Origin of the sequence: Nocardia sp. NPDC023733, assembly GCF_040639775.1 — a bacterium.
In the GTDB taxonomy this organism is placed as follows: domain Bacteria; phylum Actinomycetota; class Actinomycetes; order Mycobacteriales; family Mycobacteriaceae; genus Nocardia; species Nocardia rosealba.
Genome location: NZ_JBFAAN010000013.1, coordinates 1 through 17,912, shown reverse-complemented (window position 1 = coordinate 17,912; position 17,912 = coordinate 1). Strand labels below are relative to the sequence as shown.

Genomic DNA, 17,912 nt, shown 5'->3' with positions numbered 1-17,912 from the left:
TCCTTGCCAGATGTTCGGCACGCGCCGGCTAGGTGCGGGTCGTGCTGCGCGCGTGCAGGCGGGTGAACAGGGTGACGCTCAGCGTCAGCCAGAGCAGACCGACGATCCAGCCCGCCAGCACATCGGTGATCCAGTGCACCCCGAGATACACCCGCGACAGCCCGACCGCGATCGGGAACACCACCGCCACGCCGACGGCGGTGCGGCGCACCCAGACCCGGCGCAGGCGCGGAACGAGCGCGATCGCCACCACCCCGCCCACCGCCGCCGACCCGAGCGAATGTCCCGACGGATACGACAGGCTCAGCTCGGTGACCAGCCGTGAGTCCATCGGCGGACGATGCCGGTCGACGATCCGCTTGATGCCCCACACCAACGCGCCCGCGCCGAGCGAGGTGACACCGACCAGCGCGGCCACCGGTAGATCGCGCCGGGCGAGTAACCAGATCACCGTGACGAGCGCCAGAATCGTCATCGCCACGGTGCCGCCGAGGTCGGTGATCACCCGCGCCACCGTGGTCAGCGGTTCGCTGCGATGCGCGATCATCCAGTCGAGCACCCGCACATCCCACGGTGTGCCGTCCATATTGCCGACGACCACCCAGGTGAGCAGTCCGAACAGGGCGAGGGCGGTGGCGATGAGCGCGGCCGCGAGCGGTATCCGGTGGCCGAGCCCGGACCAGGCGACCCGGGGGGAGTGGTAGTCGATGGGCATGACTACCAGATTGCCAGCCGGACGCTCAGGCCTCGAAGACCACCGCGTTCCCGGCCACGTCGCGGGTGCCCGCCACCTTCTTGATCGCTTTCACGAGATCGGCGACGCACTCCCAGGTGCGCGGCGGTTCGGCCTCGATATTGCCGATGGTGTACCAGGTGTCGGTGCCGCGGTAGCGGACCAGGCCTTTACCCGCGTCGTCGAGCATCACGTCGAGCTCGCCCGACACCGTCCCTTCCTCTTCGGTCATGACGGCGCATTCGGCGGTGATCTCGATGGGCTCGCTTATTTGAACTCTCCTCGGCGGAGGCAGTCGTCGACTGCGGTGCGCAACGCGGTGTGCTCGGCGGTATCAACGGTCAGTGCGTACTTTATCTTGACCTTCACGTAGTGCTCGATATAGGCACACCGGAAGTTGCCCGGCGGCAGGTAGTTCGCGGGGTCCTGGTCGCCCTTGGACCGGTTGGCCGACGGGTCGGCGGCGACCAGGTTCATCGCGTCGTTGGCGATGCGGCGGCGGGTGTCCTCGTCGCGGTCGGCGGCACCGGAGCGCCAGGCTTCGGCGAGGGCGACGATGTGTTCGGCGTCGACCTTCGACGGGTCGGTGATGAACTTATAGGGGCCGAGCTGCCCGGTCTTCTTGTCGATGAAGCCGTAGCGGTCCTGCCAGCCGGCACCCGACGGCACCGTCAGTTCACAGGTTTTGGGGTCGAGGGTGACCTTGCCGGTGGCGTCGCGCAGCATCATCACGTCGCGGCTGGTGCACTTGGTGTACTTGGCGAGGTCGCCGGTGAAGCCGTGTTCGGGCTTGTTGGTGTCCCAGTGCGGGAACTTCTCGCGGGTGTAGCCGGTCATCGCGCCTTCCTTGGCGACGACGAGGGTGGCGACCAGATCACCGATCTCCTTGCCCGACACCGTGGCCGCGCCCGCCGAGCCGGGGCCGGGCGCGGTCGGATTCACCTTGTCCAGCAGCGAATTCGCTACTGTCACCACCAGCGCGACAACCATCGCGGCGGCCAGTGCGAGCACTGCGCGCCCGACCGGTGAGCCGCTGATCGAGGACCACTTCATGCCCGTACCACCTGTGCCTTCGTCGAACTGCGAACCGGCACAACCTACGGGGCGGATACCGGTCCGTCGGTCATTGTCGCCTATGACATTCGGCACAGGCCAGGGCAAACGGATTGCAGCTCAATAGCGTTCGCCTATCACGTACCCGCTCAGTCGGGTAGCGAACCGGATTCGGTGGGAATTCCGGTGTCCAGGAAGCGGATCAGCCGGGCGATGCGAGCGGCGTGATCCACGCATCGCTGGAACTGGCTGCCGAGCAAGGCCAGATCGATGGCGGCGGCGGTATCGATACCGGCTTCGGCTGCGGTGAGTACGGAGTTCAGCTGTCTGAACAGGTCCTCCATGGCGGCCGCGTCGGAACCGTCGTCCTCGACGAATCGTCCCGTGGCGACCGAATCGCTCACCCGGGCAACACATTCAGCGGCCAGGCCGCCCATCGCCACCAGCGCCTGCATCACCGGCGCCGGTGCGACGGCGTCGGGGTGAGCGCGATACACGTACTGTCCCGCGGCTTCCGTGCGCCGCCCGATGCGCGAGAGTTCACCGGCCACCTGGATGGCCGTGACCACGTGGCGCAGGTCGCGGGCGACCGGCGCCTGCAGGGCGAGTAGTGCCATGGTGCGTGACTCGCAGGCGGCGAACATCTGCTGTAGCCGCTCGTCGAGCGCGAAAACCTCGTAGGTTGCCGCCAAATCGGCGCCCGCCAGCGCCTCGGTGATCCGCTCGGTCGCGTCATGGGCCAGCCGCGACATGTGGGTGAGCTCGTTGGACAGCGCCAAGAGCTCGAGGGTGAACTGGGTCCGCACGCGCTGAATTGTTCCCCATCGCAGCGCGACTGTGAATCCATCGGCGCATGTTCGCGGCCGCGCATCCGGCCGCTGGTGTCACACACCTGGAACGATGGAGATCATGATCGCCGCATTGACGACCAGATGGACCCTCTTCGTACCGATTCTCGCCGCGCTCGTACTCGCCGTCACCTGGGGGCGCGAGATACCGGGCGTGGTGGTGGCAGTGGTCAGTGCCGTGCTGGTCGGGGCGGTGCTCTCGGCGGTCTATCACGCCGAGGTGGTGGCCCATCGGGTCGGCGAACCGTACGGTGCGCTGATCCTCGCGGTGGCGGTCACCGTGATCGAGGTGGCCCTGATCGTCACCATGATGATCTCCGGTGGTGACAAGGCGGCGTCGCTGGCGCGCGACACGGTCTTCGCGGCGGTGATGATCACCTGCAACGGCATCTTCGGTCTCGTGCTGCTGGTCGGTGCGCTGCGGCGCCGGATCGCGGTGTTCAACCCGGAGGGCACGGGCGCGGCCCTGGCGACGGTGGCCACCTTGGCCACGCTGAGCCTGGTGCTGCCGACCTTCACCACGAGCAAGCCCGGCCCGGAGTTCTCCCCGGCGCAGCTCGCCTTCGCCGCGGTCGCCTCGCTGGCGCTCTACGGGCTGTTCGTGATGGTGCAGACCGTGCGTCACCCTGACGATTTCCTCCCGGTGGAGGCCAGCGGCGCGATCGACGAGGACGAGGGGATGCACGCGGAGCTGCCGTCGAACCGGATCGCCCTGACCAGCCTCGGCATGCTTGTGCTCGCCCTGGTCTGTGTCGTCGGCCTGGCGAAGGTGGTCTCGCCCGCGCTGGAATCGGGCATCGCCTCGGCGGGGCTGCCGCAGGCCGCGGTCGGTGTGGTGATCGCGATGCTGGTGTTGCTGCCCGAGACGCTGGCCGCGGTCAACTCCGCGCGGCGCAACCAAGTGCAGATCGGCCTGAACCTGGCGCTGGGTTCGGCGATGGCCAGTATCGGGCTGACCATTCCGGTGATCGCGATCGCCACAATCTGGCTGAGCGGGCCGCTGGTCCTCGGCCTCGGTGCGACTCAGATGGTGCTGCTCGCGCTGACCTTCGTGGTCGGCACGCTGACCGTTGTGCCAGGTCGGGCCACCTTGCTGCAGGGCGGTGTGCACCTGGCGTTGTTCGCGGCTTTCGTGTTCCTCGCCGCAAGCCCGTAGGTGCGGTGTCGCGGATCACAACCCGCGTGATCCTGTCATCGAAACAGCGGAAAAGCGACGAGGGTCACCCACCCGAAATTTTGTTGTGACGCAGAGTACCGGTTAGCTTGCTGGAGTTGGCACCGACGCCGAAGCCAGAGAGTGCGGTATGAATTTCACCCTGCCCCGCGCTTCGCAAGCGGGCCGGAGGCATTTCTGATGTCGACCGATCTGCATTCCGCGAAGACGGATTCCGCTACCCAGATCGTCCGCGAGAACTTCACCGCCACGGTGGTGTCGTCGCTGCGGACCTTCGGGCGTGCGGTCGACCTCGCGCAGGAGTCGGTCACCGGCACCGTCGCCGACGTGGCCCGCCGCCAGTTCCAATGGCGCGAGACCCTCGTGCAGGCCTGGCGCCTCATCACCGTCACCGCCATCCCGGCCGTCCTCATGGCGATCCCGTTCGGCGTGATCGTCTCGGTGCAGGTGGGCAACCTCATCCACAGTCTCGGCGCCGACTCCATGCTCGGCGCCACCGGCGGCCTCGGCGTCATCAAGCAGGGCGCGCCCATCGCGACCGGCTTCCTGCTCGGCGGCGCGGGCGCGGCGGCCATCGCGGCCGACCTGGGCGCCAGGACCATCCGCGAGGAGATCGACGCGCTCAACACCATGGGCATCAGCCCGGTGCACCGGCTGGTGATCCCGCGCATGATGGCGATGCTGATCGTCGCCCCGATGCTCAACGTGCTCATCATCTTCGTCGGCGTGCTCGCCGGGTACGCGGTGGCCGTCGGCGGTCAGGGCGTGACGCCCGGCAGCTATTGGTCCACCTTCGGTTCCTTCGCGACCGCGGGCGATGTGTGGGTGTCGCTGCTCAAGGCCCTGATCTTCGGGTTCCTCGTCGTCGTGATCTCGTGCCAGCGCGGGCTGGAGGCCAAGGGCGGGCCGCGCGGTGTGGCCGACGCGGTGAACGCGGCGGTTGTGCTCTCGGTGGTGTCCATCGCCATCGTGAACCTGCTGGCCACCCAGATCAGCGCCATGTTCCTGCCGACGAAGTTGGCGTGATGGCTGCCTCCTCCTATCTCCCCACCTCGCTGCACTGGCTGCGCACCCCCGCGCGCCTGGGCAGACGAATCGTCGGCGCGGGCGAATCGCTCGGCTTCGTCGCCGTGTTCGTCTGGCAGGTGCTGTCCTCGGTGCCGCTGACGCTGCGCCGCTACCGCGACGAGACGCTGCGCGCGGTCACCGATATGACCTGGGGTCGCGGCTCGATCATCGTCGGCGGCGGCACCGTGCCGATGATGATCGTGCTCGGCCTGGTGATGGGCGCCTCCGTGGGCGTCGAGTCCTTCGCGTCGCTGGACATGCTCGGCATGGGCCCGGTCACCGGCGTCATCTCCGCCTACGCCACCACCCGTGAGCTGGCCCCGATCGCGGCCGCCATCGGCTTCGCCGCCCAGGCGGGCTGCCGGATCACCGCCGAGATCGGCTCGATGCGCATTTCCGAGGAGATCGACGCGATCGAGGCGCTCGGCCTGCGCTCGGTGCCGTTCGTGGTCACCACCCGCGTGATCGCCGGCGCCATCGCGATCGTGCCGACCTTCCTGATCGCGCTGATCCTGTCCTACGGTGCCTGCCGCGGCCTGCTCACCATGGTCTACGGGCAGTCGGCGGGCGTGTACGACCACTATTTCTTCCAGTTCATCTCCGGCTTCGACATGATCGCGGCGGTCATCAAGGTCGCCGTGTTCGGCACGGTCGTGATCCTGGTGCACAGCTACTTCGGGTTCTTCGCCACCGGCGGACCCGAGGGCGTCGGCATCGCCTCGGGTCGCGCGGTGCGGGCCAGTTCGGTGGCCATCGTCGCCATCGACATGGTGCTGTCGATCATGCTGTGGGGCTTCAACTCGGCGATCAGTTTTACGGGGTGAGCTAGTGCCGAATTACGGAATGCCCGGCGTCGCGGCGAATCGGCGCACCTCGCGCCTGACCGGTGTCGTCATCCTCGCGGTGATCGCGGTGGTCGCGCTCGGTTACGTCACGTACTCCAACGTCCGCTCCGAGGAGGGGCTGCGGATCGCGCTGCGCACCGAGCACCTCGGTGACGGCATCGAATCCGGCAGCCAGGTCCGCATCGACGGCGTCACCGTCGGCGAGGTCGCCGAGGTGACCCCCGGCGAGCGCGGCACCCAGCAGATCGCGCTGCTGCTCGACGAGCACCGCCTGCACGGCATCGACGACAGCCTCGCCATCGACTACGCGCCGACCAACCTGTTCGGCATCGCCGAGATCGAACTGCGGCGCGGCCCCGGCGGTGCCCCGCTGCGGGCAGGTTCGGTGCTCGACCTGACCGGCCCGAACAACGCCCGGGTCTACGACGCGACCATGAGCGCGATCCTGCGCAGCCTCTCGCAGGTCGGCATGACCGTGACGAGCCCGCAGATGGCGACGGTGATCTCCCAGCTCGCCGCCGACTTCAAGGCCTTCACCCCGCTGGTCCAGGCGCTCATCACGGTGGCCAAGACCATCGCCGACAACCAGGACGTCGCGCCCTCGGAACTGTTCGGCAGGCTCGGCCCGGCCTTCGACGGCGGCGGCCAGTTCGCCGGCGCGACCATGCAGGTGATCGACCAGCTCAGCGAGATCAAGGTGACCCAGACCGACAAGGATCGCTACGACATCGGCGTCGGCGTGATCGGCGGCAGCCTGCTGCCCGCCCTGACCACCACCTTGAACACCGCGGGCGGCCACCTCGCCGAGTCGACCGACATGCTCGCGCCCATGCTGCTCGCGCTCGCGCAGATGTCGCCGCATTCACGCCGGACCGGCGCCGAACTCACCGCCCTGCTGCAGAACCTGCGCGGCGCCATGCCCGACGGTCCCGACGGGCCCGTGCTCAACCTCGATGTCGAGCTCAGCGGTGTCCCCGCGATCGCGGTCCCGCTGTTCGGAAAGGGCGGTGCGTGATGAAGATTCGCGGTGTCGCACTGCGCCTCGGCGTGTTCACACTGGTGATGGTCGCCGTGCTCGGTCTGGTGTTCACGCTCATCAAACGTCCCGTCTCCGGTGACACCAACGCACACGACGTGCTGTTCACCGATGCCAACGGCCTCAAGGTCGGCAACGACGTGCGCATGTTCGGTGTGCAGGTGGGCAAGGTCGAGAAGATCTCGCTGGAGGGCGACAAGGCCAAGGTGCGCCTGACGGTCAAGACCGATACGCCGATCTACGACAACTCCAAGCTGGCCATCCGCTACCAGAACCTCACCGGCCAGCGCTATGTCGACCTGCAGCAGGCGCCCAACCCCGGCACCCGCATCGCGGCGGGCGCCCGCATCGGCGCGCACATGACCGTGCCGTCCTTCGACGTGACCAGCCTGTTCAGCGGTCTCAAGCCGGTGCTCGCCACGCTGTCGCCCGAGGCGATCAACCAGTTCACCGCGAGCATGCTCGCCGTGATCGAAGGTGATGGCAGCGGCCTCGGCCCCGCGCTCACCGCCATCGACGAACTCGCCTCCTACGCCGAGAACCGCCAGCAGGTGATCTCCACCCTCATCCGCAACCTGTCGGATCTGGCCGACCGGCACGGCGGCAAGGTCGGTCATCTGCTGCCGCTGCTGGCCCGGCTCACCGACATCTTCGAGGCGATGCAGCGCAATATCGGTGGTGTCGCCGACTTCGCGATGAGCGCGCCCTCGGTGCTCGCCCCCGTCGACCGGCTGCTCGCCTCACTCGGCCTGGTCGAAGGCGGCGGCGCCGATGTCGACGCGATGATCCGCGCCCTGTTCCCGAATCCGCAGGAGGCCGTGGAGGTTTTCGGCCGCCTGCCCGGTCTGCTGGCCACGGTCGACTCCTCGCTCTCGCGCGGTTTCACCGACTTCACACCGCACTGCAGCAACGGCGCCGCCGAGGTGCCCGCGCCGCTGCAGGTGCTGATCGCCGGACAGAAGGTCACCGTATGCAACCGCTGAAATTCTTCTCCGGTGATCGCCCGATCCTCGACGAAGCGGGCAAACGCGCCCGTGAGCTGCGGATGGGCATCATCGGCCTGACCGCCGTGGTGCTGTTCATCATCGCCGCGGGCGTGGTGTACGTGGTGCCGCTGGGCAAACACACCTACACCGCCGAGCTCACTGAAGCCCAGTCGGTGCGCGAGGGTGACGACGTGCGCCTGGCCGGAATCTCGGTCGGCAGCGTCACCTCGCTGGAGCTGAAGCCGGACAAGGTCGTCATGCGGTTCACCGTGAACAACGACGTGTTCGTCGGCGACCAGACCTCCCTCGACGTCCGCATGCTCACCGTCGTCGGCGGCCACTACGTCGCGCTGTACCCCGCCGGTTCGGAACCACTGGGCGATGAGGCGATTCCTTCCGACCGAATCCGCTTGCCCTACAGCCTGATCGAAACCTTCCAGGACGCCACGGCACCGTTGGCCGCGGTCGACGGCGCGACAGTGCGCGAGAATCTCGCGGCTGCCAATACCGCGTTGCTGAACTCGCCGGAGGCGCTGCGCAGCACCTTGGACACAGTCGGCAAGTACGTCGACATGCTCGACCGCCAGCGGTCGCAGGTGTCGAAGTCCATCGCGATCCTCGACGAGTACATCTCCATGTACGACGGCGCCAAGTCCGACCTCGGCAGGTTGATGAACAACGTCAACCTGCTCGAGGACGTGCTGCTGAGCAAACAGGCCGAAGCGGCCGAGGCAGTCCGGCTGCTGGTGTCGGTGGTCAACCGCCTCGCCACCCTGGCGCCAGGCTGGGAGTCGACCCTGAAACCGCAGGCACAGGCGCTGGCCGATGCACTACCGCGACTGCAGGAACTCACCGGCCGGTTCGAGCCGGTGATCGGAACGGTGCACGAATTGCAGACCAAGTTGTCGCAGCTGGTGACGCCCGAGGCCGGCGTGGTCGTCGACCAGTCGGACGCACGGGTGTGCGTGCCGCTACCGGGGAAGGCGTGCTGATGCTGAAAAAGCTCCTCGGATCCCAGGCGTTCATGTCGATCGCCGGTGTCGCGGTGCTCGTCGCGCTCGTCACCGGCGGCTACTTCATCGCCTTCGATCCGCTGAAGAAGACCGAATCCTATTGCGCGCTCATGCCCGACGCGGTCGGCCTGTACCCGGGCAACCACATCACCATGCGCGGTATCTCCGTCGGCGAGGTGACCTCGGTCCGCAACGAGGGTCCCAAGGTGCGCGTCGATTTCGAGGTCGATGCCGAATACCCGGTCTACGCCGACGCTTCGGCGACCACCGTCGCGTATTCCGTTGCCGCCGACCGTAATCTGGCCGTGCTGGCCAGCGGCAAGGACACCCGCAAGTTCGAGGGCGGCTGCATCACCAAAACGCTGACGCCCAAGAGCATCACCGAAACGCTCACCGCCCTGGCGAGCCTGTCCGAACAGCTCTCGGGCACCAACTCGGGTCAGCCGACCGCCCTGGTCGACGGCCTCGGCGCGCTGGACCGTGCCACGCAGGGCACCGGCCCGACCGTCAACGAGCTCATCACCAAACTGGGTTCGGCGATGAACAAGCCGGACGCCGACATCGGCCATCTCGCAGGCCTTTTCGACGCCTTCGCGTCGGTGTCCAACCGCGTCGCCGCGAACTGGGGCGACCTGCAGTCCATGCTCACCCGGCTCGCGCCGCTGCTGAACATGGCCTCCGACGACCTGCTCGGCCCGGCCACCTCGCTGTTCGACGGGCTCGGCGAACTGCTGCCGATGCTCAACGACCTCACCACCATCCTCGGCGACCCGCTCATCGGCACCCTCGACGGCGCCGTCCCGCTGGTGAAGATGTTGCGCGCCAACGTCGGATCGCTGCGCGATGTGGTGCTGAAACTGCCCGCGCTCACCTCCGCCTTCCAGAGCGCGGCAGGTGGCACCGCAATCACCTACGCCCCGCCCAAGGTCGCCCTGCCCACGGGTGAGGCCGACCAGGTGTGCGCCGCCCTCAACGCGGTGCTGCCGGGACAATGCCCTGATCCCGCACAGGGATTGACCGATGTGAACCTCGTGCAAGTCGTGCTCGGAATGGCAGGTGCCCGATGATCAGGTCGCGAAAGAGTATGCGGCGCACCATGATCGCGCTGGTTGTAGCCGCCGGTCTCGCCGTCGGCGGCTGCGGTTTCGATCCGGCCGATGTGCCGGTCCCTGGATCGTCGGTCAGCGGTGACACCTACCGCGTCCACATCGAGTTCGCCAGCGCGCTGAACCTGCCGTCGAAGTCGAAGGTGATCGCCAACGGTGCCGAGATCGGCACCGTCACCGACGTGCGTGTGGTCCAGCCCGCCGATGCGCCCGCCGGTCGCGGTGGGTACGTCGTCGTCGAGGCCGACATCCTCGAGTCGGTCTCGCTGCCCGCATCGACCATCGCCGAACTGCGCCAGGACACCATTCTCGGCGATATCCACGTCGCGCTGACCACGCCCAAGGACGGCTTCGGTCAGCTGCTGCGCGACGGCGGAACCATCCCCATCGAGCGAACCAAACCCCCTGTGCAGCTGGAAGACACGATGGCGACCATGGCGCTGTTCGTGCAGGGCGGCGCGATCGGTCAGCTGCAGGACATGATCGCCCGGGTGAACTCGGTGATGCCGCAGGATCCCCGCGAGACCGCCCGCATCTCGGCGGTGATGGGGGCCGACGCCGCCGATCTGGCCGCCAACCTCGACCGGGTCGACCTGCTTGTCAACGGGCTCGCCGCCAATGCCGAGATCATGCACAACATCGAGGCCGAGCTCACGAACATCCTGACCCCCGAGGCGGTGCGTTCGCTCACCGGCACCCAGGACTCCATCGCCAAGACGATGGTCATTTTCAATGCCCTCGGCCCGCTCGCCCACTCCATGGGTTGGCTCGCACCGCTGGCGAATTCGGGTGACGCGGCCGCGACCGCATTCCTGCCGCTGCTGATCGGCGCCTCGCCAGACCTGCGGAACCCGACCAATATGGCCCTGCTCACCGACCTGCTGCGCGACAAGATCATTCCCTTCGCCGAGCGCGGCCCGAAGGTGAACGTCACCGGTGTGCAGGTCTCCGAACAGGAGCAGCTGGACCAGATCGTGACCGCCCTGCGGATGATCGGAATGGTGCGATGAAGATCGGAGCACTCGCCTCGCTCAGCGGCATCGCCGCCATCACCGTGCTCGGCGCGACCTACCTGACCTTCGGGGTGGTCCGGGTCGACCCGCTGGCCGACTACACCGAGGCCTCCCTCGAGGTCGCCGACTCGGGTGGCCTCAGCGTCGGATCGCCGATCCTGCTGACCGGCATCGAGATCGGTGAGGTCACCGCCGTCGACACCGACGCACGCGGGGGAGTGCGCGTGGGTTTCCGCGTAGGTGCCGACCACAAGGTGCCGATGAGCAGCATCGTCACCATCGAGCACCTGTCCTCCCTCGGCGAGCCGTACGTGCAGTTCGTGCCGCCGAGCACCGACGGGCCGTACCTGACCGACGGGCAGCGGCTGGCGGGGGAGAACGTGCGAACCCCGATGTCGATTCCCGAGGTGGCGCGCCTGGTCACCAAGACCGTCGAACAACTCGACCCGACGGTGGTCGACTCCCTGGTCGGCACGCTCGGCACCGCCATGACCGGCACCGAGAACGTGATCCCCGAACTGGCCCGCGCCGGTGACCTGCTCGCGGCGGCCATCATGAGCCGCGCACCCGCCATCGCCGAACTGCAGAACAACTTCGAATACGTCTCCGGCGACATCGCCTGGGCCGGTCCGGCCACCTCCGCCGCCGCGCCCGCGTTCGTCCGACTGAGCCAGGTGATCGACCAGTTCGTCGAGTCGGTCGGCCGCGCCACCGAGGGCGACCCCGAGATGTACCTGCGCGAGGGTGGACTCGTCCCGGTGCTCGAGGAACTGGTCGCCAAGCTCGATGAAATCGGTCCCGAGCTGTCGGCCCTGCTGCCCGCGCTGCGCCCGCTCACCGAGGCGGTCACCGCCACCGGCCCGCAGCTGGATCTGGGTGCGCTCGTCTCCCAGGCGCTGCACAACACCGACGCCGATTCGGTGAAGGTAAGGGTCGCGATCAAGTAAATTTTCGGCAACCGCTGTGTATAGGTATCGTCCCTGCACAGTGACAGTGGCCCGAACTCCGTCGGCCTTCGAGCAACTCTGCGGTAGCCTCCCTGAACGAGGGAGTCCAAGTCCGCGGCGAAGGCGGTGCGATGGCAGGCAGCAGCGAGGGCCCCGACGAGGAGCCCGCCAGCAGTACCCGGACGATCGCGATAGCGGCGGTGCTCGCCGCACTGCTCGCCCTGGTGGTCGCCGTCGGTTTGGTGCTGCGCGCGAATCAGGGCGACGACGACAACTCCGAGGTCGATCCGATGGGGTCGAATGGTCTGTCGGTCGACGGTCAGCAGATCAGCGACACGGACCTGAACCCGCCGTGGCCGGCCAGACGAGTGGGTGGCAATTGCTCGGCGGGCGGCATCGTCGCTCACTGGGAGGTCGACGACGACGGCACCTGGCAGTGCACAGTCGGCGCCCCGGATACGCCCGCGCCACCACCGCCACCACCGCCCCCGCCGAATCCCGAACCGCTCCCGGTGGAACTCCCGCCTCCACCACCGGTCGAGGCCCCGTACGAACCACCGCCCCCGGTGGACGCACCGCCGGTCTACGACCCACCCCCGCCTCCCGAACCGGCCCCGGCACCCGAACCCGAGCCCATCCCGGTCCCCGAGCCCGCACCCCCGCCGCCTCCTCCGCCGGCCATCCAGCTCCCCTTCCCCTTGCCCCCGATCCTGCTTCCACCAGCGGCAGCAGGCTGATCGACACACCCGGTCAGCCGACCGCATCCGATTTTCGCCATCGCCGACCTGGTGGCCGACAGTAATCAGCTGACGGAGTCGGGCTGACGGTGGTACTCGGTGCGATGGCGGCGGGTCTCACGTGCACCTGCCGGCCTTTCCCCGACACTGGTCAGTTATGGACCAGTTGGTGCTGATTCTGGTGATCCTGCTCGCCGCCGTGCTCGCCGAGGCACTCGGCGATCGCTTCGGACTCGCACCCTCGATCCTGATGACGGTGTTCGGTTGCCTGCTCGCCCTGATCCCCGCGGTGCCGAGCCTGAACATCCCGCCCGACCTCATCCTTCCGCTCGTCCTGCCACCCCTGCTCTACGCCGCCGCCCGTCGCACGTCCTGGCGTCAGTTCGCCGAACAGTGGCAGGTCATCGCCCTGCGCGCGGTCGGACTCGTCATCGTCACCGCCCTCGCGGTCGCGGTCGTCTTCCACGCCTGGAATCCGGCGGTCGCGGTAGCGGCGGGTGTGGTGCTCGGCGCGCTGGTCGCCCCGCCCGACCCGGTCGCGGCGATGTCGATGGCGGGCCGGCTCGGGTTGCCCCGGCGGCTGATCGTCACGCTCGGCGGCGAGGGCCTGTTCAACGACGTCACGGCGATCGTCATCTACACGGTCGGTATCCAGGCCGTCGTCACCGGCGTGTTCTCGCCCTGGCACGCCCTCGGCGATTTCGCGCTCGCCGCGATCGCCGGTGCGTTGGTCGGCTTGCTGCTCGGCTGGCTCGGGAGCAAACTCACCCGCTACCTGACCGATGCCACGTCTCAGGTGGCACTGAGTCTGCTGCTGCCGTTCGCCGCGTACGGCATCGCCGAACACTTCGAAGGTTCGGCGGTCCTCGCGGTGCTGGTGTGCGCGCTGTATCTCACCGACGCGGTGACCGAGATCGGTGACCGCGACTACCGGCTGATCGCCGACTCGTGCTGGGACGTCGTCGAAATGCTCATCACCGGTTTCGCGTTCGCGCTGATCGGACTGGAACTGCGGGTGGTCATCGAGACCTCCGGCCACAACTGGCGCACATTGGCCGGGGTGAGCGTCGCGGTGATCGCCGTGGTCGTGCTGTTGCGGCTGGTCTGGCTGATGGGCATGTGGACGGTGACCCACCGCTGGCGCGATGTGGACGACGCGTTCACCTGGCAGGAGGTGATCGTCACCTGGTGGGCGGGGATGCGTGGGGTCGCGACGGTCGCCCTCGCCCTGGCCGTTCCGTTCACCATCGACTCCGGCGCCGAGTTCCCCGCCCGCTCGGAAATTCTGTTCGTCGCGTTCTCGGTCGTCCTGTTCACCCTGCTCGTGCAGGGCCCGACCCTGCCCCTGGTCGTCCGCCTGACCGGCGTACACGCCGACACCCGTCAGGAGCGGGCCCTCGAACGGCAACTCTGGGAGCGCGTGGTCGGTGCCGAACTCGCCGAGCTGAAGATGATCGCCGCCCGCGACGACCTACCCGACGACGTCTACGAGGACATCAAGGCCAGGCTGCGCCGCCTCTCCGCCAAAGCCGACCCGGAGGCCGCCGACGCCGACGCAAAGGCCGCCATGGACAAGGAACGCAAATCGGTCGCCCAATTCGGCGCGGTCCGCGCGGCCGTGGTCGAGGCGGGCCGACGTGAGGCGCTGGCCGCTCGCCGCGATCCGGGAATGCCCGCCGACGTCGTCGACCGCGTCACCCGGCGGTTGGACCTCGGGCCGACCCGTTGACTCTCAGGAGTTCTGTTCGCAGTGCTGGTTCACGAAAGCTCGGACGTACCCGGCGGATTGGCGCACATACATCCAGCTCCAGAACCCGAGCCCCGTCTGCGTCGGGCTGGCGACGATGGTGATCTCGCCCTCGAAACACCGGCCGACGATGTAGCGCGCCCGCGACACGTGCGGCGTGAACGTGACGACGATGATGTGTCGCCAGCCGTAAATCGTCGCACGCCGGACTATTTCGCGTGCCTCACCGTCGGTAGTCCAGGGGTCGGGTACGAAACACGCCACCCGGAAGGCGAATCGGCCACCGCAGTACTTGTCCATCAGCGGATCGTCGGCACCGGTGGACTGCGAGATCAGCACCTCGGGCGCATACCCGCGCTCGGCCAATTCGATGCCAACGTCGAATCGTTCGTAGGGCGTTCCGCCGAGGACCACGATCACGTCGGCCGGTCGCAAAGGATCCACTTGCGGGTACACGAACACCGGTAGGCCGGCGACAGCGGCAGCGAGCACGGTGACGAGTGCGCCGACGAGCAACCATCCCGCACGTCGAAAGATCGACACCGCACCGACGATAGGCGAAATCAGCGTCTTCTCCCACCGCCCGTGAGCAGGCACACTGGTGCCCATGACCGACACCGCCGTAAGCCCCGAACACCTCGACGTCGTCATCGTCGGCGCCGGACTGTCCGGCATCGGGGCCGCCTACCGGCTGCAGACCGAGCATCCGCACCGCAGCTACGCCGTTCTCGAGGCCCGCGCCGATCTCGGTGGTACCTGGGACCTGTTCCGGTACCCCGGAATCCGGTCCGATTCGGACATGTTCACCCTCGGTTACCCGTTCAAGCCGTGGCGGGCCGCACGTTCCATCGCCGACGGTTCAGCCATCCTCGACTACATCCGCGAGACGGCCGTGGAGAACGGCATCGACCGCCACATCCGTTTCGGGTCACGGGTGATCGGTGCCGACTGGTCGTCGGCGCGGGCCCGCTGGCAGCTGACCATCGCGCACGAGGGTCCCGACGGACCCGAGCTCAGCACGCTGACCTGCTCTTTCCTCTACGCCTGCGCCGGCTATTACGACTACCAGCAGCCGCACGACCCGCAGTTCCCCGGCCGTGCCGAGTTCGCGGGCACGATCGTGCACCCGCAGTTCTGGCCCGCCGATCTCGACGTGCGCGACAAGCGGGTGGTGGTGATCGGCAGCGGCGCCACCGCCGTCACCCTGGTCCCCAATCTGGCCGACGAGGCCGCGCACGTCACCATGCTGCAGCGCAGTCCCACCTGGATCAGCCCGGTTCCCGGCCGCGACAAACAGGCCGACAAGATCCGCGGCCTGCTGCCCGCCGACCTGGCGCACCGCGTGATCCGCACCAAGAACATCCTGTTCAACATCGGTTTCTATCAGTACTGCCGCCGCCGTCCCGCCGCCGCGCGCAAACTCCTCACCGGCCTGACCACCCGCATCCTCAAAGACGAGAAGCTCGTCGCCCGGCACTTCACCCCCGACTACGACCCGTGGGACCAGCGCCTGTGCGCGGCCCCCGACGCCGACTTCTTCAAAGCGCTGAAGAAGGGCAAGGCCTCCGTGGTCACCGAACACATCGACAGCTTCGTCCCCGAGGGCATCCGCCTCGCCTCGGGCCAGACACTGCCCGCCGACATCATCGTCACCGCCACCGGCCTGCGGTTGCTCGCCTTCGGCGGGATCGCCCCCTCGGTCGACGGCAAGCAGGTCGACCTGGCCGATCAATTCGTCTGGCAGGGCGCCATGCTCACCGGGCTGCCGAATTTCGCGATCTGCGTCGGCTATACCAACGCCTCCTGGACGCTGCGCGCCGACCTCACCTCCCGCCTGGTCTGCAAGGTGCTCACCCATCTCGATCGCACCGGCGCCCCCGCTGTGGTCCCCGAACCGGGCCGCAACCTGAAACAGCACCCCTTGCTCGACCTGAACGCCGGCTACATCCTGCGTTCGATCGCCGCGTTCCCCAGGCAGGGTGACCGTCATCCGTGGCGGGTCAGGCAGAACTATCTGCTCGACGCCTTGCTCACCCTACGCACCGACCTCGGTAAGACCCTTCGCCCGGTGCACCGGGTCCGCGAATTCACCCACAACGGGTGAGGTGAACCGGGGACCTGGTTCCTACCGTTGGCCTATGCCGAAGTGGCATGTCCGTTGATCGACGGAAAGGCCGAGTGATGACCAACAGGAACCAACACGAAGTCCGCGACGGAATCGCGGCAGGCACCTCCATCGCCGCCGGGATCCTGCTGGCGGTCGTCGGTGTGCTGCAGATCTTCCAGGGAATCTCCGCCGTGGCCAACGACGATCTGATCGTCGTCGGGCCCGAGTACGCCTACCAGTTCGACCTCACCAGCTGGGGCTGGTGGCACATCGTCCTCGGCGCGATCGTGGTGATCGTCGCGATCGGACTGATAGCCGGGCAGACGTGGGGCCGGGTGGCGGCCATGCTGATCGCCGCGCTGTCCATCGTGGCGAACTTCCTGTGGCTGCCGTACTACCCGTGGTGGTCGCTCATCATCATCGTGCTGGACGTGGTCGTGATCTGGGCGATCGCGACCTGGCACCCGCGCGCCGTCTGACATCGATACCCGACGCCGCCCGGCTGTGTGCCGGGCGGCGTCGTCGTGTCAGCCGGAGGTCTCGCCGACGGGGGAGTCGCCGAGCATGCCGATCAGGTGATGCGACAGCTTCTCGGCGAGCACCGCGAGTTCGGCCTTCTGTGCTTCGTCGAGCCCGTCGAGCACCAATCTGCGGATCGCCACGAGATAGTCCGGCGTCGCCTCGACGACCTTCGCGAGACCGTTCGGCGTGAGCACGGCATCGACCCCTCGACCCGTTGTCGCGGCCACCCGCCGGACGAACCCCACCCGCTCGAGCTTGGAAACCACGTGGGAGACGCGCGAAATGGAACCGTGCCCGCGCGCGGCGAGCATGCTCAGCCGCATCCGGTGGCTCGGTGAATCCTGGAGCAGAGCCAGCACCCGGTACTCGAAGTGCGTCAACCCGAACTCGCGTTGCAGCCGGGAGTCGAGCACGCTGGGGACCCGCATCGCGAGGGTGACCACAGCGCCCCACGCACGACGTTCGACCGAGTCGAGATCGTCGATCACCACGGCCCCTTTCCCGCACAATATTTGCTCAGCGATTGCTGATTGTCGGAAAACTGTATATCGGACGGTGGTCGGTGTCCACGCGAGGCGTGTATGTCTCCTGGTGGGATGCTTGCATGAGCGCCGCCCCGCCTGCTGGGCCGATAAGTTGCGAGGCGATCGCCCCGCCCACGGCACGCCCGGTCGACCAGGCGATTTGACTTCGTCGTCGGGGCTGCGTAACTTAGTTCGAGTCAGAGCGACACGGACACCGACCCGGCCACGAGATGGCGGGGACACGAGGTAGGACGATGAGCGCCTGACAGCCAAGTGGCCAGAACCCCGGATTTGCTTCGGTTGGTTCTCTGCGCTAGGTTGGAACAGTTGCCTTGCTGAAGCCCCTACGACATGTTGCGGGTGGATGTTTGTGCGTGTGTTCTTTGAGAACTCAATAGTGTGTCGATGAATGTCAGTGCCAATATTTTTATTGGTTCCAGCCTTCGCGTACCC

19 protein-coding genes are annotated in these 17,912 nt (G+C 67.5%); 13 read left to right on the top strand and 6 right to left on the bottom strand.

Going from position 1 to position 17,912, the window contains the following annotated elements; all coding sequences use genetic code 11:
- Positions 1-28: 28 nt before the first annotated feature.
- From AB0F86_RS29345 to AB0F86_RS29330, 4 genes are all read right to left on the bottom strand, one after another.
- A complete protein-coding gene (locus AB0F86_RS29345; RefSeq protein WP_356987482.1) occupies positions 29-715 on the bottom strand; it encodes a phosphatase PAP2 family protein in 687 nt (228 codons plus the stop codon).
- 25 nt (positions 716-740) lie between these two features.
- On the bottom strand, positions 741-965 hold the full coding sequence (locus AB0F86_RS29340; protein WP_084457587.1) for a hypothetical protein: 225 nt from the start codon (positions 963-965) through the stop codon (positions 741-743).
- Between the two features lie 35 nt (positions 966-1,000).
- The gene (locus tag AB0F86_RS29335) at positions 1,001-1,786 is read right to left on the bottom strand and encodes an HNH endonuclease family protein (RefSeq protein WP_356987484.1); all 786 of its coding nucleotides are present in this window, start codon (positions 1,784-1,786) and stop codon (positions 1,001-1,003) included.
- Between the two features lie 149 nt (positions 1,787-1,935).
- The gene (locus AB0F86_RS29330) at positions 1,936-2,592 is read right to left on the bottom strand and encodes a PhoU domain-containing protein (RefSeq protein ID WP_356987485.1); all 657 of its coding nucleotides are present in this window, start codon (positions 2,590-2,592) and stop codon (positions 1,936-1,938) included.
- A 103-nt stretch (positions 2,593-2,695) separates the two neighbouring features.
- On the opposite strand from AB0F86_RS29330, the gene AB0F86_RS29325 reads away from it, so the two are divergent.
- From AB0F86_RS29325 to AB0F86_RS29275, 11 genes are all read left to right on the top strand, one after another.
- Positions 2,696-3,790, top strand: coding sequence for an ionic transporter y4hA (locus AB0F86_RS29325; protein ID WP_225282640.1), 1,095 nt, complete (start codon positions 2,696-2,698; stop codon positions 3,788-3,790).
- 198 nt (positions 3,791-3,988) lie between these two features.
- The gene (locus AB0F86_RS29320) at positions 3,989-4,834 is read left to right on the top strand and encodes an ABC transporter permease (RefSeq protein ID WP_067498343.1); all 846 of its coding nucleotides are present in this window, start codon (positions 3,989-3,991) and stop codon (positions 4,832-4,834) included.
- A complete protein-coding gene (locus tag AB0F86_RS29315) occupies positions 4,834-5,700 on the top strand; it encodes an ABC transporter permease (protein ID WP_067498346.1) in 867 nt (288 codons plus the stop codon). The genes AB0F86_RS29320 and AB0F86_RS29315 overlap by 1 nt, the downstream gene beginning before the upstream one ends.
- Before the next feature lie 4 nt (positions 5,701-5,704).
- Entirely contained in the window at positions 5,705-6,736 is a 1,032-nt protein-coding gene (locus AB0F86_RS29310; protein WP_356987486.1) for an MlaD family protein, read from the top strand.
- Complete coding sequence (locus tag AB0F86_RS29305; RefSeq protein WP_356987487.1) at positions 6,736-7,740, top strand: MlaD family protein; 1,005 nt, start codon at positions 6,736-6,738, stop codon at positions 7,738-7,740. Before AB0F86_RS29310 ends, AB0F86_RS29305 begins: the two co-directional genes overlap by 1 nt.
- Positions 7,728-8,735 carry an MlaD family protein gene (locus tag AB0F86_RS29300; RefSeq protein WP_356987488.1) on the top strand — a complete coding sequence of 336 codons (1,008 nt, stop codon included), beginning with the start codon at positions 7,728-7,730 and terminating at the stop codon, positions 8,733-8,735. The genes AB0F86_RS29305 and AB0F86_RS29300 overlap by 13 nt, the downstream gene beginning before the upstream one ends.
- The gene (locus AB0F86_RS29295) at positions 8,735-9,823 is read left to right on the top strand and encodes an MlaD family protein (protein WP_356987490.1); all 1,089 of its coding nucleotides are present in this window, start codon (positions 8,735-8,737) and stop codon (positions 9,821-9,823) included. The genes AB0F86_RS29300 and AB0F86_RS29295 overlap by 1 nt, the downstream gene beginning before the upstream one ends.
- 29 nt (positions 9,824-9,852) lie before the next feature.
- On the top strand, positions 9,853-10,872 hold the full coding sequence (locus tag AB0F86_RS29290) for an MlaD family protein (RefSeq protein ID WP_357171748.1): 1,020 nt from the start codon (positions 9,853-9,855) through the stop codon (positions 10,870-10,872).
- Positions 10,869-11,822, top strand: coding sequence for an MlaD family protein (locus AB0F86_RS29285; protein ID WP_356987494.1), 954 nt, complete (start codon positions 10,869-10,871; stop codon positions 11,820-11,822). The genes AB0F86_RS29290 and AB0F86_RS29285 overlap by 4 nt, the downstream gene beginning before the upstream one ends.
- 131 nt (positions 11,823-11,953) lie before the next feature.
- Positions 11,954-12,559 (top strand): hypothetical protein, encoded by a 606-nt coding sequence (locus tag AB0F86_RS29280; protein ID WP_225282635.1) that lies wholly within the window; start codon positions 11,954-11,956, stop codon positions 12,557-12,559.
- Positions 12,560-12,716: 157 nt separating this feature from the next.
- Entirely contained in the window at positions 12,717-14,288 is a 1,572-nt protein-coding gene (locus tag AB0F86_RS29275; RefSeq protein WP_181701412.1) for a Na+/H+ antiporter, read from the top strand.
- 3 nt (positions 14,289-14,291) lie between these two features.
- On the opposite strand, the gene AB0F86_RS29270 is transcribed toward AB0F86_RS29275, so the two are convergent.
- Positions 14,292-14,849, bottom strand: a complete 558-nt coding sequence (locus AB0F86_RS29270) for a YdcF family protein (protein WP_356987496.1) — start codon at positions 14,847-14,849, stop codon at positions 14,292-14,294.
- A 64-nt stretch (positions 14,850-14,913) separates the two neighbouring features.
- Here AB0F86_RS29270 and AB0F86_RS29265 point away from each other — a divergent pair, with 64 nt between their 5' ends.
- A complete protein-coding gene (locus AB0F86_RS29265) occupies positions 14,914-16,410 on the top strand; it encodes an NAD(P)/FAD-dependent oxidoreductase (protein WP_356987497.1) in 1,497 nt (498 codons plus the stop codon).
- A 77-nt stretch (positions 16,411-16,487) separates the two neighbouring features.
- Positions 16,488-16,892 (top strand): hypothetical protein, encoded by a 405-nt coding sequence (locus tag AB0F86_RS29260; RefSeq protein ID WP_356987499.1) that lies wholly within the window; start codon positions 16,488-16,490, stop codon positions 16,890-16,892.
- 48 nt (positions 16,893-16,940) lie between these two features.
- Here the strand turns inward: AB0F86_RS29260 and AB0F86_RS29255 are convergent, their stop codons facing one another.
- Positions 16,941-17,423, bottom strand: coding sequence for a MarR family transcriptional regulator (locus AB0F86_RS29255; RefSeq protein ID WP_356987501.1), 483 nt, complete (start codon positions 17,421-17,423; stop codon positions 16,941-16,943).
- Between the last annotated feature and the right edge of the window lie 489 nt (positions 17,424-17,912).

Coding starts and splice junctions, on each gene's coding strand:
- AB0F86_RS29345 (WP_356987482.1), bottom strand. CDS start 715: ATGCCCATCGACTACCACTCCCCCCGGGTCGCCTGGTCCGGGCTCGGC.
- AB0F86_RS29340 (WP_084457587.1), bottom strand. CDS start 965: ATGACCGAAGAGGAAGGGACGGTGTCGGGCGAGCTCGACGTGATGCTC.
- AB0F86_RS29335 (WP_356987484.1), bottom strand. CDS start 1,786: ATGAAGTGGTCCTCGATCAGCGGCTCACCGGTCGGGCGCGCAGTGCTC.
- AB0F86_RS29325 (WP_225282640.1), top strand. CDS start 2,696: ATGATCGCCGCATTGACGACCAGATGGACCCTCTTCGTACCGATTCTC.
- AB0F86_RS29320 (WP_067498343.1), top strand. CDS start 3,989: ATGTCGACCGATCTGCATTCCGCGAAGACGGATTCCGCTACCCAGATC.
- AB0F86_RS29315 (WP_067498346.1), top strand. CDS start 4,834: ATGGCTGCCTCCTCCTATCTCCCCACCTCGCTGCACTGGCTGCGCACC.
- AB0F86_RS29305 (WP_356987487.1), top strand. CDS start 6,736: ATGAAGATTCGCGGTGTCGCACTGCGCCTCGGCGTGTTCACACTGGTG.
- AB0F86_RS29300 (WP_356987488.1), top strand. CDS start 7,728: ATGCAACCGCTGAAATTCTTCTCCGGTGATCGCCCGATCCTCGACGAA.
- AB0F86_RS29295 (WP_356987490.1), top strand. CDS start 8,735: ATGCTGAAAAAGCTCCTCGGATCCCAGGCGTTCATGTCGATCGCCGGT.
- AB0F86_RS29290 (WP_357171748.1), top strand. CDS start 9,853: ATGATCGCGCTGGTTGTAGCCGCCGGTCTCGCCGTCGGCGGCTGCGGT.
- AB0F86_RS29285 (WP_356987494.1), top strand. CDS start 10,869: ATGAAGATCGGAGCACTCGCCTCGCTCAGCGGCATCGCCGCCATCACC.
- AB0F86_RS29280 (WP_225282635.1), top strand. CDS start 11,954: ATGGCAGGCAGCAGCGAGGGCCCCGACGAGGAGCCCGCCAGCAGTACC.
- AB0F86_RS29275 (WP_181701412.1), top strand. CDS start 12,717: ATGGACCAGTTGGTGCTGATTCTGGTGATCCTGCTCGCCGCCGTGCTC.
- AB0F86_RS29265 (WP_356987497.1), top strand. CDS start 14,914: ATGACCGACACCGCCGTAAGCCCCGAACACCTCGACGTCGTCATCGTC.
- AB0F86_RS29260 (WP_356987499.1), top strand. CDS start 16,488: ATGACCAACAGGAACCAACACGAAGTCCGCGACGGAATCGCGGCAGGC.